Below are 17257 nucleotides of genomic sequence, written 5' to 3' on the forward strand. Positions count from 1 at the left end.
AGTCGCCCCCCTTCTTCACAGGCATGGGGATTGCACGGTGTTTATTGGTTTTGACTACGGTACGGCAAACTGCTCGGTAGCGGTGATGCGCGATAACGCGCCACAGCTGCTGACCATGGAAAATAACAGCACCTTGCTGCCGTCGATGCTCTGCGCGCCGACGCGCGAAGCGGTGAGCGAGTGGCTCTATCGCCACCATCAGGTTCCGGCAACGGGGAGTGAAACCCAGGCGCTGCTGCGCCGGGCGGTGAGCTTCAACCGCGAAGAGGACATTGAGGTCAACGCCGCCAGCGTCCAGTTCGGTCTCGCTTCACTGCGCCAGTATGTGAGCGATCCGGAAGAGGTCTACTTCGTTAAATCCCCGAAGTCGTTTCTTGGTGCCAGCGGCCTGAAACCGCAGCAGATCGCGCTGTTTGAGGATCTGGTCTGCGCCATGATGCTGCATATCCGCAAGCAGGCAGAGAGCCAGCTGCCGGAGGCGATTCGCCAGGCGGTGATTGGCCGGCCGATCAACTTCCAGGGGCTCGGCGGCGATGAGGCTAACGCCCAGGCACAGGGCATCCTTGAGCGCGCCGCAACGCGCGCAGGCTTCGAAGAGGTGGTGTTCCAGTTCGAACCGGTTGCCGCTGGCCTCGATTTTGAAGCGACATTAGATGAAGAGAAGCGCGTACTGGTGGTCGACATCGGCGGCGGGACCACCGACTGCTCGCTGATCCTGATGGGTCCGCAGTGGCGCGAGAAAGCGGATCGCAGCGCCAGCCTGCTCGGCCACAGCGGCTGCCGCGTTGGCGGGAACGATCTCGACATCGCGCTGGCGTTCAAAAACCTGATGCCGCTGCTCGGCATGGGCGGACAGACGGAAAAAGGCATTGCGCTGCCGATCCTGCCGTGGTGGAACGCGGTGGCGATCAACGATGTTCCGGCACAGACGGAGTTCTACAGCACGGCAAACGGTCGTCTGTTAAACGACCTGTTGCGCGATGCGCGCGACGCAGAAAAGGTCGCTCTGCTGGTGAAAGTGTGGAAGCAGCGCCTCGGCTACCGGCTGGTGCGCAGCGCGGAAGAGAGCAAAATCGCCCTCTCCGACACGCAGCAGGTGACCGCTTCACTGCCGTTTATCAGCGACAGCCTCGCCACTGCCATCGATCAGCAGGGGCTGGAAAACGCCCTTAACCAGCCGTTACAGCGCATTATTGAGCAGGTGCAGCTGGCGCTGGCAACCAGTAATGAGACGCCGGACGTGATCTACTTAACCGGCGGCAGCGCTCGTTCACCGATTATCAAAAAAGCGCTGGCGGAAACGCTGCCCGGCATCACCATTGCTGGCGGTGATGACTTCGGCTCGGTGACTGCCGGGCTGGCCCGCTGGGCGCAGGTCGTCTTCCGTTAATTATCTGCCGGGTGGCTTCACCCGGCATGCTTTCTGCTACAAAATCTCCCTAACGCAAATTATCTGTCGTGACTACGTTTCCAGACAGTGTTTCATTTTTCCTCCATTTTTCTGCGCTTCAGGGTGACTACACTACTATTACTTCGCCATTCGATTTAAAGAGATACCTATAACGATGAAAGGACGAGTCACTTTTCGCCGCACCGTTGTCGCGGCACTGGTCATCGCACTGGCTGGTGCGGCCTGGTACTATTTTGCGCACAGCGCCTCAACCACCACGGCAAGCGGACAACAAGCGCCTTCAGGCGGCGGACGTCACGGCATGCGCGGCGCGCTGCCGCCGGTGCAGGCGGCCACCGCCACCAGCGAATCCGTTCCGCGCTATCTCTCCGGCCTCGGCACAGTTACCGCGGCGAATACCGTTACCGTGCGCAGCCGCGTCTCGGGTCAGCTTAAGGCGATCCATTTCCAGGAGGGGCAACAGGTTAACGCTGGCGATCTGCTGGCGGAGATTGACCCCAGCGAATTCAACGTCGCGCTGGCGCAGGCGCAGGGCCAGCTGGCGAAAGATAAAGCCACCCTTGCCAACGCCCGCCGCGATCTTGCCCGCTACCAGCAGCTGGCGAAAACCAGCCTCGTCTCTCGCCAGGATCTCGATGCCCAGCAGGCGCTGGTCAGCGAATCCGAAGGCACGGTGAAAGCGGATGAAGCCTCCGTCGCCAGCGCCCAGTTGCAGCTGGAGTGGAGCCGCATCACCGCGCCGGTTAGCGGACGCGTCGGCCTGAAGCAGGTCGATGTCGGCAACCAGATTAGCAGCAGCGACACCACCGGTATTGTGGTGCTGACGCAGACCCACCCTATCGATCTCATCTTTACCCTGCCAGAGAGCGACATCGCGACCGTTGTGCAGGCGCAGAAAAGTGCGCAGAAACTGGTGGTGGAAGCCTGGGATCGCACCAATAAGCAGAAGCTCAGCAGCGGTACGTTGTTGAGCCTGGATAACCAGATCGACGCCACCACCGGCACCATCAAGCTGAAAGCGCGTTTCGACAACCAGGACGACGCCCTCTTCCCGAATCAATTTGTTAACGCCCGGATGCTGGTCGCCACCCAGCAGGATGCGGTGGTGATCCCCGCTGCGGCGCTGCAAATGGGTAATGAAGGCAACTTCGTCTGGGTGCTGAACGATAAGAACAAGGTCAGCAAACACACGGTAACGCCAGGCATTCAGGACAGCCAGAAAGTGGTGATTAGCGCCGGGTTATCGGCAGGCGATCGCGTCGTCACCGACGGTATTGACCGCCTGACAGAGGGCGCGCAGGTGGAAGTGGTTGACGCCAGCAACGCAGAAACCCTGCCCGCGAAGCGTGAACGTCCGGCGAAAGGAGCACAAGGCTGATGCAGCTGTTACCGCCGGGCCGGACGGGTGGCCCTTCGCGTCTCTTTATTCTGCGTCCGGTCGCCACCACGCTGATGATGGTGGCGATCCTGCTGGCCGGGATCATCGGCTACCGCTTTCTGCCCGTTTCGGCGCTGCCGGAAGTGGATTATCCAACCATTCAGGTGGTGACGCTCTACCCTGGCGCCAGCCCGGATGTGGTGACCTCGGCGATTACCGCGCCGCTTGAGCGCCAGTTCGGCCAGATGTCGGGCTTAAAGCAGATGTCCTCGCAGAGTTCCGGCGGCGCGTCGGTCGTCACGCTGCAGTTCCAGCTAAGCCTGCCGCTGGATGTCGCCGAACAAGAAGTGCAGGCGGCAATGAACGCCGCCAACAGCCTGCTGCCTTCGGACTTACCGAACCCGCCGGTCTACAACAAAGTGAACCCCGCCGACCCGCCAATTATGACACTGGCGGTCACCTCCTCCGCCATGCCGATGACGCGGGTGGAGGATATGGTGGAAACGCGCGTGGCGCAGAAGATCTCCCAGGTCTCCGGCGTCGGGCTGGTGACGCTCTCCGGCGGCCAGCGTCCGGCGGTGCGCGTCAAACTCAACGCGCAGGCGATTGCCGGGCTGGGGTTAACCAGTGAAACCGTGCGTACCGCCATCAGTAACGCTAACGTCAACTCGGCGAAGGGTAGCCTTGATGGCCCGACCCGCGCCGTCACCCTCTCGGCCAATGACCAGATGCAGTCCGCCGAGGAGTACCGCAAGCTGATTATCGCTTACCAGAACGGCGCGCCGATCCGCCTCGGCGACATCGCCACCGTTGAACAGGGTGCTGAGAACAGCTGGCTCGGCGCGTGGGCGAACAAACAGCAGGCGATTGTGATGAACGTGCAGCGCCAGCCGGGCGCAAACATTATCGATACCGCCGATAACATCCATGCCCTGCTGCCGCAGCTTACCGAGAGCCTGCCGAAATCCGTCACCGTAAAAGTGCTCTCGGATCGCACCAACAATATCCGCGCCTCGGTAAGCGACACGCAGTTTGAGCTGATGCTGGCGATTGCGCTGGTGGTGATGATTATCTACCTCTTCCTGCGCAATATTCCGGCGACGATTATCCCCGCCGTTGCGGTGCCGCTGTCGCTGATTGGCACCTTTGCGGCGATGGTGTTTCTCGATTTCTCCATCAATAACCTGACGCTAATGGCGCTGACCATCGCCACCGGCTTTGTCGTCGATGACGCGATTGTGGTGATCGAAAACATCTCGCGCTATATCGAGAAGGGTGAAAAACCGCTGAATGCGGCGCTGAAAGGCGCAGGCGAGATCGGCTTTACCATCATCTCGCTCACCTTCTCGCTGATTGCGGTGCTGATCCCGCTGCTGTTTATGGGCGATATCGTCGGGCGGCTGTTCCGCGAGTTTGCCGTCACGCTGGCAATTGCCATTCTTATCTCCGCCGTAGTGTCGCTGACCTTAACGCCGATGATGTGCGCCCGCATGCTGAGCGCGGAATCCCTGCGCAAGCAGAACCGCTTCTCCCGCGCCTCGGAGCGCTTTTTTGAGCGGGTGATTGCCGGTTACGGTCGTCTGCTGAGCCGGGTGCTTAATCACCCGTGGCTGACCCTTGGCGTCGCCCTCGGCACGCTGCTGCTGTCGGTAATGCTGTGGATCTTTATTCCGAAAGGCTTCTTCCCGATCCAGGACAACGGCATTATTCAGGGCACGCTGCAGGCGCCGCAATCCGCCTCCTTTGCCAGCATGGCGGAGCGCCAGCGCCAGGTAGCGGATATTATCCTGCGCGATCCGGCCGTTGAGAGCCTCACCGCTTTCGTCGGCGTCGACGGTACTAACCCGTCCCTGAACAGCGCGCGGTTGCAGATCAACCTCAAACCACTTGATGAGCGCGATGATCGCGTCCAGCCGGTGATCGAGCGGTTGCAGCAGGCGGCGGGCAATGTGCCGGGTATGTCGCTCTACCTGCAACCGACGCAGGATCTGACTATTGATACGACTGTCAGCCGCACCCAGTACCAGTTCACCCTGCAGGCAAACTCCCTTGAGGCGCTCAGCACCTGGGTACCGCAGCTAGTGAGTAAATTGCAGGCGATGCCGCAGCTGGCGGATGTCAGCAGCGACTGGCAGGACAAAGGGCTGGTGGCGTATGTCAATGTGGATCGCGACAGCGCCAGCCGCCTCGGTATCAGCATGGCGGATGTCGATAACGCCCTCTACAACGCCTTTGGTCAGCGCCTGATCTCCACCATCTACACTCAGGCGAACCAGTACCGGGTGGTGCTGGAGCATGACACCGCGCAGACGCCGGGCCTCGCGGGGCTGGATAATATTCGCCTGACTAGCAGCGAAGGCGGTGTGGTGCCGCTGTCGTCGATTGCCAAAATCGAGCAGCGCTATGCACCGTTAAGCATCAACCATCTCGATCAGTTCCCGTCGACCACCATCTCCTTTAACGTTGCCGACGGTTACTCGCTGGGCGATGCGGTTGACGCGGTGCAGGAGAGCGAGAAAACCCTCCACTTCCCGACCGATATCCGCACCGAATTCCAGGGCAGCACGCTGGCGTTCCAGGCGGCGCTCGGCAGCACCATCTGGCTGATTGTTGCGGCGATAGCGGCGATGTATATCGTGCTCGGTGTGCTGTATGAGAGCTTTATCCACCCGATAACCATCCTCTCGACGCTGCCAACGGCGGGCGTCGGCGCGCTGCTGGCGCTGATGATCTCCGGCAGCGAGCTGGATGTGATCGCCATTATCGGCATCATCCTGCTGATCGGCATTGTGAAGAAGAACGCCATCATGATGATTGACTTCGCCCTCGCCGCCGAGCGCGAAGCGGGCATGTCGCCGCGCGATGCCATCTTCCAGGCCTGCCTGCTGCGTTTTCGCCCGATCCTGATGACCACGCTGGCGGCGCTGCTCGGCGCGCTGCCGCTGATGCTCAGCACCGGCGTTGGCGCAGAGCTGCGTCGCCCGCTGGGGATCGGCATGGTCGGCGGCCTGCTGGTGAGCCAGGTGCTGACGCTGTTTACCACGCCGGTGATCTATCTGCTCTTCGACCGTCTGGCGCTGGCGGCGAAAAAACGTTTTCCGCAGCGTGAAGAGGAGGCGTAAGTGAAGTTCTTCGCCCTCTTCATTTACCGCCCGGTGGCGACGATCCTGATTTCGCTCGCCATCACCCTGTGCGGCATTCTCGGCTTCCGGCTGCTGCCGGTCGCCCCGCTACCGCAGGTTGATTTTCCGGTGATCATGGTCAGCGCTTCGCTGCCCGGCGCTTCGCCGGAGACCATGGCCTCGTCGGTCGCTACGCCGCTTGAGCGCTCGCTGGGGCGCATTGCCGGAGTGAGCGAGATGACCTCCTCCAGCTCGCTTGGCAGTACGCGCATTATTCTTGAGTTCAATTTCGACCGCGATATCAACGGCGCGGCGCGCGATGTGCAGGCGGCAATCAACGCCGCGCAGAGCCTGCTGCCGAGCGGCATGCCGAGCCGGCCGACCTATCGCAAAGCGAACCCCTCCGCTGCGCCGATCATGATCCTGACCCTCACCTCAGATACCTACTCTCAGGGTGAGCTGTATGACTTTGCCTCAACGCAACTGGCACAAACCCTGTCGCAAATCGACGGTGTCGGCGATGTCGATGTCGGCGGCAGCTCGCTGCCCGCCGTGCGGGTCGATCTCAATCCGCAGGCGCTGTTTAACCAGGGCGTCTCTCTTGATGCGGTGCGTACGGCCATCAGCAATGCCAACGTGCGCAAACCGCAGGGCGCGCTGGAGGATGGCACGCACCGCTGGCAGGTGCAGACCAATGATGAGTTAAAAACCGCGGCGGAGTATCAGCCGCTGATTATTCACCATAAAAATGGTGCTGCGGTACGCTTAAGCGATGTCGCCACGGTCACCGACTCGGTGCAGGATGTGCGCAACGCCGGAATGACCAACGCCAAACCGGCGATTTTGCTGATGGTCCGTAAGCTGCCGGAAGCCAATATAATCCAGACGGTGGACAGCATTCGTGCCCGCCTGCCGGAGCTGCAAAAGACCATTCCCGCCGCCATTGATTTGCAAATCGCTCAGGATCGCTCACCAACCATCCGCGCCTCGCTGGAGGAGGTGGAGCAGACGCTGGTGATCTCCGTCGCGCTGGTGATCCTGGTGGTGTTCCTCTTCCTGCGTTCAGGTCGGGCGACCTTTATCCCGGCGGTGGCCGTGCCGGTGTCGCTGGTTGGCACCTTTGCCGCTATGTATCTGTGCGGTTTTAGCCTTAACAACCTGTCGCTGATGGCGCTGACCATCGCCACTGGCTTTGTGGTCGATGATGCGATTGTGGTGCTGGAGAATATCTCCCGCCATCTCGAAGCGGGGATGAAGCCGTTGCAGGCGGCGCTGCAAGGGACACGGGAAGTGGGCTTTACGGTGCTGTCGATGAGCCTGTCGCTGGTGGCGGTGTTCCTGCCGCTGCTGCTGATGGCCGGGCTGCCGGGGCGGTTGCTACGCGAATTTGCCGTCACGCTCTCAGTGGCGATTGGCATTTCGCTGCTGATCTCACTCACTTTGACGCCAATGATGTGCGGCTGGTTGCTCAAAGCCCATAAGCCGCATAGCCGTACGCGGGAGAGAGGCGTTGGCCGCCTGCTGACCCGCATCCAGCAGCAGTATGCCCGCTCGCTGAAATGGGTGCTTAACCACGCCCGGCTGGTTGGCGTGGTGCTGCTTGGCACCATCGCGCTCAATATCTGGCTCTATATCTCGATTCCGAAAACCTTCTTCCCGGAGCAGGATACCGGCGTGCTGATGGGCGGTATTCAGGCGGATCAGAGCATCTCCTTCCAGGCGATGCGCGGCAAGTTGCAGGACTTTATGCAGATCATCCGCGAGGATCCGGCAGTAGATAATGTTACCGGCTTTACCGGCGGCTCACGGGTTAACAGCGGGATGATGTTTATTACCCTCAAATCGCGCGACCAGCGCCACGCCACCGCGCAGGAGGTGATTGACCGCCTGCGCAGTAAGCTGGCAAAAGAGCCGGGCGCGAGCCTCTTTTTGATGGCGGTGCAGGATATCCGCGTTGGCGGCCGCCAGGCCAATGCCAGCTATCAGTTTGCACTGCTGTCGGATTCCTTAAGCGACCTGCGCGAGTGGGAACCAAAAATCCGTAAAGCGTTTGCGGCGCTGCCGGAGCTGGCGGATGTCAACTCGGATCAGCAGGATAACGGCGCGGAGATGAACCTGGTCTACGACCGTGAAACCATGACCCGCCTTGGCATCAGCGTGCAGGCGGCGAACAGCCTGCTGAATAACGCTTTTGGCCAGCGGCAGATCTCCACCATCTACCAGCCGCTTAACCAGTACAAAGTGGTGATGGAGGTCGACCCGCGCTACACCCAGGATGTCAGCGCGCTGGATAAGATGTACATCATCAACGATGCGGGCGCGTCGATTCCCCTCTCCTACTTTGCCCACTGGCAACCGGCGAATGCGCCGCTGTCGGTCAACCACCAGGGGTTGTCGGCGGCCTCAACCATTGCCTTTAACCTGCCGGCAGGCGTTTCACTTTCGCAGGCCAGCGAGGCGATTGACCGCACCATGACGCAGCTTGGCGTGCCGAACAGCGTGCGCGGCAGTTTTGCCGGTACCGCGCAGGTGTTCCAGGAGACGATGAACTCACAGGTGATCCTGATCCTTGCCGCCATCGCCACGGTCTATATCGTGCTTGGCATTCTCTATGAGAGCTATGTTCACCCGCTGACCATTCTGTCGACCCTGCCGTCGGCGGGCGTTGGTGCACTGCTGGCGCTGGAGCTGTTTGGCGCGCCGTTTAGCCTGATTGCGCTGATTGGTATTATGCTGCTTATCGGGATTGTGAAGAAAAACGCCATTATGATGGTCGACTTCGCCCTTGAGGCGCAGCGCAAGGGGCAACTGAGCGCCGAAGAGGCGATTTTCCAGGCCTGCCTGCTGCGTTTTCGCCCGATTATGATGACCACCCTGGCGGCGCTGTTTGGTGCCCTGCCGCTGGTGATCTCCAGTGGTGATGGCTCAGAGTTGCGCCAGCCGCTCGGTATTACCATCGTTGGCGGGCTGGTGATGAGCCAGCTGCTGACGCTCTATACCACGCCGGTGGTCTACCTCTTCTTTGATCGTCTGCGCGCGCGGTTTAGTCGCAAAGTGAGAGAGCCCGTAAGTGAATGAATGAGTTACCGAAACAGATCCGCTGGCAGTTATGGATAGTCGCCTTTGGCTTCTTTATGCAGTCGCTGGATACCACCATTGTTAACACCGCCCTCCCCTCGATGGCGGCAAGCCTCGGCGAAAGCCCGCTGCATATGCATATGGTGGTGGTCTCCTATGTGCTGACCGTTGCCGTGATGCTGCCCGCCAGCGGCTGGCTGGCTGACCGGGTTGGCGTGCGCAATATCTTCTGCGTGGCGATTGTGCTCTTTACCGTCGGGTCGCTGTTCTGCGCGCTGGCCGCCACGCTCGATCAACTGATCCTGGCGCGCGTGCTGCAAGGCTTTGGCGGCGCGATGATGGTGCCGGTCGGGCGCTTAACGGTGATGAAGATCGTGCCGCGCACCCACTATATGGCGGCGATGACCTTTGTGACGCTGCCAGGCCAGGTCGGCCCGCTGCTTGGCCCGGCGCTCGGCGGCATTCTGGTGGAGTACGCCTCCTGGCACTGGATCTTCCTGATTAACCTGCCGGTTGGCATTATTGGCGCAATTGCCACCCTGAGCCTGATGCCGAACTACACCCTGCAAACCCGCCGCTTCGATTTCTCCGGTTTCGTGCTGCTGGCGGGCGGCATGGCGACACTGACGCTGGCACTCGACGGCAGCCGCGGCCTTGGCCTGACGCTCTGGCAACTGGGCGGTCTGGTGGCAGTAGGTGCGGCGGCGATCCTCTTTTACCTGCTGCACGCGAGAGGCAATGACCGGGCGCTGTTTAATTTGCGCCTGTTCCGCACCCGCAGCTTTTCATTGGGGCTGGCGGGGAGTTTCGCCGGGCGGATCGGCAGCGGCATGCTGCCCTTTATGACCCCGGTCTTTTTGCAGATTGGCCTCGGCTTTTCACCGTTTCACGCCGGGCTGATGATGATCCCGATGGTGCTCGGCAGCATGGGGATGAAGCGGATCGTTGTGCAGGTGGTTAACCGCTTTGGCTATCGCCGCGTGCTGGTCGCCTCAACCATTGGCCTCGCGCTGGTGAGCCTGCTGTTTATGGCGACGGCGCTGCTTGGCTGGTATTACCTGCTGCCGGTGGTGCTCTTCTGCCAGGGGATGATTAACTCGATGCGCTTCTCGTCGATGAACACCCTGACGCTGAAGGATCTGCCCGATGAACTGGCAAGCGGCGGCAACAGTATGCTGTCGATGATTATGCAGCTCTCGATGAGTATTGGCGTCAGCGTCGCCGGTCTGCTGCTCGGCCTCTTCGGTCAGCAGCATCTCTCGGCGGACAGCGGCGTGGCGCACGAGGTCTTTCTTTATACCTATCTGACGATGGCGGTGATTATTGCACTGCCGGCGGCCCTTTTTGCCCGCGTGCCCGATGACGCCAGCCAAAATGCGGTGATTGCCCGTCGCAACAGGAGAACATCATGAGGTTCTGGCGGCCGGGGATCACGGCCAAACTCTTTCTCGCCATTCTCACCACCTGCATTCTGCTGCTGTTCGCTACCCACTGGGCGGTGCGCATCAGCTTTGAGCATGACTTTATGAACTACATCAAGCGCGGCAACGACCTGCGCTTGCAGATGCTGACGGATACCCTCGCGGAGCAGTACACCCAGCACGGCGACTGGCAATTTCTGCGCCACAACGACCGGATGATTTTCCAGATCCTGCGCTCCTTTGACCGGGAGAATGAGCATGATGACGGGCGCCCCGGCCCCGGCGGCCCCGATCGTGAGCGCGGCCCTGGTCCGCAAGAGGACGCAGGCCCGCCGGATCGCCCGGATATGCCGCCCCACGGCTGGCGCACCCGCTTCTGGGTGCTGGATCAGCAAAAACGGGTGCTGGTTGGCCCGCACTCGCCGGTGCCGGTGGATGGCACGCAACGCGAAATCAAAGTGAATAACGCCACCGTCGGCTGGGTGATCGCCTCGCCGGTGAAAAAGCTGACGCGCAACACCGATATCAACTTTGACCGCCAGCAGCGGCGCACCAGTTGGGTGATCGTCGGTCTCGCCACGCTGCTGGCCGCTATTGCCACCTTCCCGCTGGCGCGCGGGCTGCTGGCCCCGGTTAAACGGCTGGTGGACGGCACGCATAAACTCGCCTCGGGCGACTTTTCTACTCGCGTGAAACCGGGCAGCCAGGATGAGATTGGTAGGCTGGCGCAGGACTTTAACCAGCTCGCCAGCACCCTTGAGAAGAACCAGCAGATGCGCCGCGACTTTATGGCCGATATCTCCCATGAGCTGCGCACGCCGCTGGCGGTGCTGCGCGGCGAACTGGAGGCGATTCAGGATGGCGTGCGCCAGTTCACCCCCGAGTCTGTCACGTCGTTGCAGGCCGAGGTCGCCACGCTGACCAAGCTGGTGGACGATCTGCATCAGCTCTCTATGTCCGATGAGGGCGCGCTGGCCTATCAGAAAAAATCGGTGGATGCCGTCTCACTGGTGGAGATAGCCGCTGGCGCGTTTCGTGAACGCTTCGTCAGCCGCAATCTGACGCTGTCGCTGGAGTTGCCGGAGAGCGCGACGGTGTTTGGCGATCCGCATCGCTTAATGCAACTGTTTAATAATCTGCTGGAGAACAGCCTGCGCTACACCGACAGCGGCGGGCGAACGATTATCCAGCTTATTCCGCGCGATAACACCCTGCTGCTGCGCTTTGCCGACAGCGGCCCTGGGGTGAGCGACGAGCAGTTGCAGCGCCTGTTTGAGCGCTTCTACCGCACGGAAGGCTCGCGCAACCGCGCCAGCGGTGGCTCCGGGCTGGGGCTGGCAATCTGTCTGAATATTGTGGAGGCGCACGGTGGCGCTATCCATGCGGCGCACTCGCCATTTGGCGGGGTTAGCATTACAGTTGAACTTCCGCTTGAACGCGAAAAATCGAGAGATGTATGACCGAGTTACCTATTGATGAAAACACGCCGCGCATCCTGATCGTTGAAGATGAACCGAAGCTCGGACAACTGCTGATCGACTATCTGCGCGCGGCAAGTTATGCGCCTTCGCTGATTAGCCATGGCGATCAGGTGCTCAGTTACGTGCGCCAGACGCCGCCGGATCTGATCCTGCTCGACTTGATGCTGCCTGGCGTCGATGGCTTGACGCTCTGTCGCGAAATTCGCCGTTTCTCCAATGTGCCGATTGTAATGGTGACCGCCAAGATCGAAGAGATCGATCGCCTGCTGGGGCTGGAGATCGGTGCCGACGATTATATCTGCAAACCCTACAGCCCGCGTGAAGTGGTGGCGCGGGTGAAGACCATTTTGCGCCGCTGCAAACCGCAGCGCGAATTGCAGCAGCTTGACGCCGAAAGCCCGTTGATTGTCGATGAAGGCCGCTTCCAGGCAAGCTGGCACAGCAAGCTGCTCGATTTAACGCCTGCCGAGTTCCGCCTGCTGAAAACCCTCTCCAGCGAACCGGGTAAAGTTTTCTCGCGCGAACAATTACTCAATCATCTGTATGATGACTACCGCGTGGTGACCGACCGCACTATCGATAGTCATATCAAAAACCTGCGTCGCAAACTGGAAGCGCTGGACGAGGAGCAATCCTTTATTCGCGCGGTCTACGGCGTGGGCTATCGCTGGGAGGCGGACGCCTGCAAACTGGCGTAACTTTTTTATAAGGATGGGATGGTGAGGAAATATACCTACGGCGCGCTGGCGCTGATGTTCGCGGCCTTCGGTTGCCAGGCAGAGATTACCGAAGCGCAAATTAAGGCTGACTGCGCCAAAATCAGCAGCTACGCAAAACAGGGCGAGACCTTCTACAGCGCGAAAAACTACCCGAAAGCGCGTGAAGCCTTTGAGCAGCAGGCAGCGTGGCTTGAGCAATGCGAGTTTGGCAAGAATGATCCCAATGATGTGCTGATCGCCACCGCCTACAATAACGTCGCGCTGACCTGGATCCGCCAGGGCGAGTATCGCAAAGCGCAGGCGTGGCTGACCATCATGCCAGATGACGAGAAGTCGAAATATAACCTGTCGCGCATTCAGGACAAGCTGGACGCGCTGCCCAAGCCGACCTCCCCTGCCGGTGAATACTGGCAATACTCCGGACGCAGCGGTTTCCAGACCCTCAAACTGACATCGCAGGGCAACGACACCTATAAAGCTGACTGGGAAGGTGCCTACTTCGGTCTGATGGGGCTCTACTCCGGGCCGAATATCGGCGAGTTCAGTGAAAAAGTGACGCTGAAAGAGGGTAAAGGCGATATCGTCATTTCGGATTTAAGCACCACCTGTAAGATTTCGCTGGCGCTTTCGCCGGATGGTAAAAGTCTCGCCATGAAAACCGACAACATCGACAACTGCGCTTTTGGTCATAACGTTAGCGCCGACGGCACCTATCTGCGCGTCAACTGAGACGCCGGTTTACTCCCCCGGCGCGCAGCGCTACAATTCCCGCCCTAAATTCAGGGGAACTCCCCTGCCGCCCCATGAGAATGGGGCGATCTGACCTGTCATCAGAATGAGATCATCATGTTTAAACCGGAACTTCTCTCCCCGGCGGGAACGCTGAAAAATATGCGTTACGCTTTCGCTTACGGCGCGGACGCCGTTTACGCAGGCCAGCCGCGCTACTCGCTGCGCGTGCGTAATAATGAATTCAATCACGAAAATCTGCAGATCGGCATTAACGAAGCCCACGCGCTGGGTAAGCAGTTCTACGTGGTGGTGAATATCGCGCCGCATAACGCCAAGCTGAAAACCTTTATCCGCGATCTGCAACCGGTGGTAGAGATGGGGCCGGATGCGCTGATTATGTCCGATCCGGGGCTTATCATGATGGTCCGTGAACACTTCCCGCAGATGCCGATCCACCTCTCGGTGCAGGCGAATGCCGTCAACTGGGCGACGGTGAAGTTCTGGCAACAGATGGGGCTGACGCGCGTGATCCTCTCCCGCGAGCTGTCGCTGGAAGAGATTGCCGAAATCCGCGCCCAGGTGCCGGAGATGGAGCTGGAGATCTTCGTCCACGGCGCGCTGTGCATGGCCTACTCAGGCCGCTGCCTGCTGTCGGGCTATATCAATAAACGCGATCCGAACCAGGGCACCTGCACCAACGCCTGCCGCTGGGAGTATAACGTCCAGGAAGGGAAAGAGGACGCGGTCGGCAATATCGTGCACGTTCACGAGCCAATCCCGGTACAGAATGTTGAGCCGACCCTCGGCGTTGGCGCGCCGACCGATAAGGTGTTTATGATTGAGGAGGCGCAGCGTCCAGGTGAGTACATGACCGCCTTTGAAGATGAGCACGGCACCTACATCATGAACTCCAAAGATCTGCGCGCGATTGCCCACGTTGAACGTCTGACGCAGATGGGCGTGCACTCGCTGAAAATCGAAGGCCGCACCAAATCCTTCTACTACTGCGCGCGCACCGCGCAGGTCTACCGCAAAGCGATTGACGATGCCGCAGCGGGTAAACCGTTCGACACCTCACTGCTGGAGACGCTGGAAGGGCTGGCGCACCGCGGCTATACCGAAGGCTTCCTGCGTCGTCATACTCATGATGATTACCAGAATTACGACTACGGCTACTCGCTCTCTGAGCGCCAGCAGTTTGTCGGCGAGTTTACCGGCGAGCGCAAAGGCGATCTCGCGGCGGTGCGGGTGAAAAATAAGTTCTCCGTTGGCGACAGCCTCGAATTGATGACGCCGCAGGGCAACGTCAACTTTACGCTGGAGCAGATGGAGAGCGGCAAAGGCGAAGCGATGTCTGTGGCACCAGGAGATGGTTATACCGTATGGCTGCCGGTTCCCCAGGATATGCCTCTGGAGTACGCGCTTTTGATGCGTAATTTCACTGGTCAGACAACCAGAAACCCGCACGGAAAGTAATTTAGTAGGGTTATTCTTACGGTGCGAAGATTCTTAGAATCGGATCACACACCGCCACGTTTAATGCGGTTATTATGCACTCCGCTGAAAAAAACATAACCCATAAATGCTGGCTGTACCAGGAACCACCTCCTTAGCCTGCGTAATCTCCCTTACGCAGGCTTATTTTTTCTCCCTTTATCTGCTTTTTCCACGCCTTCGCTTTTCCTGAGATACACTTTCGTCATGGATTTTTTGTCAGGACGAAGAGAATGAGTACATTTCCCACAAGCTTATTGATCCTTAACGGCAAAAGCGCCGGTGACGAGCCGCTGCGCGAAGCGATAAATTTGCTGCGCGATGAAGGTATGGATATTCAGGTGCGCGTCACCTGGGAAAAAGGCGATGCCGCACGCTATGTTGCAGAAGCGCAGCAGCTTGGCGTCGCGACGGTGATTGCCGGCGGCGGTGATGGCACCATCAATGAAGTGGCTACCGCGCTGGTGAATTGTCCGGGAGAGCATAAACCGGTGCTGGGTATTCTGCCCCTTGGCACCGCCAATGATTTCGCCACCAGTACCGCCATCCCGGAAGCGCTGGATAAAGCCTTGCAACTGGCGATTGTCGGTAAAGCGGTACCGATTGATATTGCGAAAGTGAACAACGAGACCTGCTTTATCAATATGGCGACGGGCGGTTTCGGTACGCGCATCACCAGTGAAACGCCGGAAAAACTGAAAGCCGCGCTCGGCGGCGTCTCCTATCTGATTCACGGCCTGATGCGCATGGATATGCTGAAATCTGACCATTGCGTGATTCGCGGCGAGGATTTCCACTGGGAGGGTGACGCGCTGGTGATCGGTATTGGCAATGGTCGCCAGGCCGGCGGCGGTCAGCAGCTCTGCCCGGAAGCGCTGATTAATGATGGTCAGTTGCAGCTGCGGATTTTTACCGGCGAAGAGATTATCCCCGCCCTCTTCACCACGCTGACGCAGCAGGAGGAGGATAATCCGCATATTATCGACGGTCACTCGGCGTGGTTTGAGATCAGCGCGCCCCATGAAATGACCTTTAACCTCGACGGCGAACCGCTGCGCGGCGAGCATTTCCGTATGGAAGTGCTGCCTAACGCATTGCAGTGCCGCCTGCCACCAGATTGCCCGTTATTAAAATAAGTTTTATCGGTGAACCTAAACCGTAGGCCGGATAAGCGGTTACGCGCCATCCGGCAATGGGGCTGGATTGGTGGAATGGTTCCGTTCACCATGCGTTCGGGAGTTTCATTCATCTCTTATGCGGTGAACGGGACAAGGGAAGCGGCCGCGCTCCCCTTGTCAATCCCCGCGGCCCCGCGAGGAAATCGGTGCTGCGCACTGCGCTCACCTCCCGCGTGCCTGACTGCGGTCGGCTCGACTCGACATCCTGTCTCGGTTCGCCTCTGTCCGCCATCCATGGCGTCCAGACCTTGTCATTCCCGCTTCGGTTCGCCGATTTCAGCGGGGACACAACCCCATCGCTGTGAGACCTGAAGTAAAAGCACTTTCGGTGTCGCTGAATGCACGTTTTTGTAGGCCGGATAAGGCGAAGCCGCCATCCGGCAATTGTGCCGCGGCGATAATGCCGGATGGCGCGTACCGCTTATCCGGCCTACGCGGTTTCAGCGGCTATATACCGGTGATCAATACGCCGCTACCTCGCGTGCCATCTCGCGGCTGTATTGCTGGCTGGCATTCACCAGCATCCGCGTATAATCCGTTTGCGCCGCGCCGCTAACCAGCGCATCCACCGTTAAGGTTTCAAGGATTTTTCCATGCTGCATCACCGCCACCTTCTGGCAGAGATGGGCAATCACCCCCAAATCGTGCGTCACCATCAAATAGGTTAACTGCGACTCCTGATGCAGTGCCGCCAGCAGGTTGAGGATCTCCGCCTGTACCGAGACATCCAGCGCCGAGGTCGGCTCATCAAGTAGCAGCACACGCGGTTCGAGAATCAGCGCCCGGGCAATCGCCACGCGCTGACGCTGTCCACCGGAGAGCTGATGCGGATAGCGCTCGCGAAAGGCGCGGCTTAAGCCGACTTTATCCAGCAGCGTGTTGATGCGCCGATCGCGATCGTTAATGCCGTGGATTTGCAGCGGCTCTTCGAGAATATCGCCGATGGTATGGCGAGGATGCAGCGAACCGTAGGGATCCTGAAACACCATCTGCACCAGTCGGCAGCGCGGCCGACTGAGGCGCTTCTCCAGCCGCTGATCGTTAATCGCCAGCTCGCCCTGCCAGTGGGTAAACAGCCCCGCCAGGCACTTCAGCACCGTGGTTTTGCCCGAACCCGACTCGCCCACCAGGCCATAAATCTCTCCCGGCTGCACGGCAAAGGTCACATCACTCAGCACCTGGTTGCGCTTCTCCCCGTCGCCAAACGCCAGGTTCAGGTGGTTCACAGTAATCATATGGCTCT

The 17257-nt window shown here is 59.6% G+C and carries 11 protein-coding genes; 10 read left to right on the forward strand and 1 reads right to left on the reverse strand.

The window, feature by feature from the left end:
- The first annotated feature begins 37 nt into the window (after window positions 1–37).
- From yegD to yegS, 10 genes are all read left to right on the forward strand, one after another.
- Window positions 38–1390, forward strand: a complete 1353-nt coding sequence (gene yegD, locus BWI95_RS20230; RefSeq protein ID WP_054803231.1) for a molecular chaperone — start codon at window positions 38–40, stop codon at window positions 1388–1390.
- A 175-nt stretch (window positions 1391–1565) separates the two neighbouring features.
- On the forward strand, window positions 1566–2789 hold the full coding sequence (locus tag BWI95_RS20235) for an MdtA/MuxA family multidrug efflux RND transporter periplasmic adaptor subunit (protein WP_054803232.1): 1224 nt from the start codon (window positions 1566–1568) through the stop codon (window positions 2787–2789).
- Window positions 2789–5911 (forward strand): MdtB/MuxB family multidrug efflux RND transporter permease subunit, encoded by a 3123-nt coding sequence (locus BWI95_RS20240; protein ID WP_076770137.1) that lies wholly within the window; start codon window positions 2789–2791, stop codon window positions 5909–5911. Before BWI95_RS20235 ends, BWI95_RS20240 begins: the two co-directional genes overlap by 1 nt.
- Window positions 5912–8989, forward strand: a complete 3078-nt coding sequence (gene mdtC, locus BWI95_RS20245) for a multidrug efflux RND transporter permease subunit MdtC (RefSeq protein WP_076770138.1) — start codon at window positions 5912–5914, stop codon at window positions 8987–8989.
- Entirely contained in the window at window positions 8986–10401 is a 1416-nt protein-coding gene (gene mdtD / locus BWI95_RS20250) for an MFS transporter (protein WP_076770139.1), read from the forward strand. The genes mdtC and mdtD overlap by 4 nt, the downstream gene beginning before the upstream one ends.
- The gene (baeS, locus tag BWI95_RS20255; RefSeq protein WP_076770140.1) at window positions 10398–11870 is read left to right on the forward strand and encodes an envelope stress sensor histidine kinase BaeS; all 1473 of its coding nucleotides are present in this window, start codon (window positions 10398–10400) and stop codon (window positions 11868–11870) included. The genes mdtD and baeS overlap by 4 nt, the downstream gene beginning before the upstream one ends.
- A complete protein-coding gene (gene baeR, locus BWI95_RS20260; protein WP_054804665.1) occupies window positions 11867–12589 on the forward strand; it encodes an envelope stress response regulator BaeR in 723 nt (240 codons plus the stop codon). The genes baeS and baeR overlap by 4 nt, the downstream gene beginning before the upstream one ends.
- Window positions 12590–12607: 18 nt before the next feature.
- Window positions 12608–13339: a tetratricopeptide repeat protein gene (locus BWI95_RS20265; protein WP_156884931.1), complete on the forward strand. Its 732-nt coding sequence runs from the start codon at window positions 12608–12610 to the stop codon at window positions 13337–13339.
- Between the two features lie 117 nt (window positions 13340–13456).
- The gene (gene trhP, locus BWI95_RS20270; protein ID WP_023479137.1) at window positions 13457–14818 is read left to right on the forward strand and encodes a prephenate-dependent tRNA uridine(34) hydroxylase TrhP; all 1362 of its coding nucleotides are present in this window, start codon (window positions 13457–13459) and stop codon (window positions 14816–14818) included.
- A 251-nt stretch (window positions 14819–15069) separates the two neighbouring features.
- Entirely contained in the window at window positions 15070–15972 is a 903-nt protein-coding gene (yegS, locus tag BWI95_RS20275; protein ID WP_054804664.1) for a lipid kinase YegS, read from the forward strand.
- Window positions 15973–16475: 503 nt separating this feature from the next.
- Here the strand turns inward: yegS and BWI95_RS20280 are convergent.
- Entirely contained in the window at window positions 16476–17249 is a 774-nt protein-coding gene (locus tag BWI95_RS20280) for an ABC transporter ATP-binding protein (RefSeq protein WP_054804408.1), read from the reverse strand.
- Between the last annotated feature and the right edge of the window lie 8 nt (window positions 17250–17257).

It is taken from the genome of Kosakonia cowanii JCM 10956 = DSM 18146 (assembly GCF_001975225.1).
Lineage (GTDB): Bacteria > Pseudomonadota > Gammaproteobacteria > Enterobacterales > Enterobacteriaceae > Kosakonia > Kosakonia cowanii.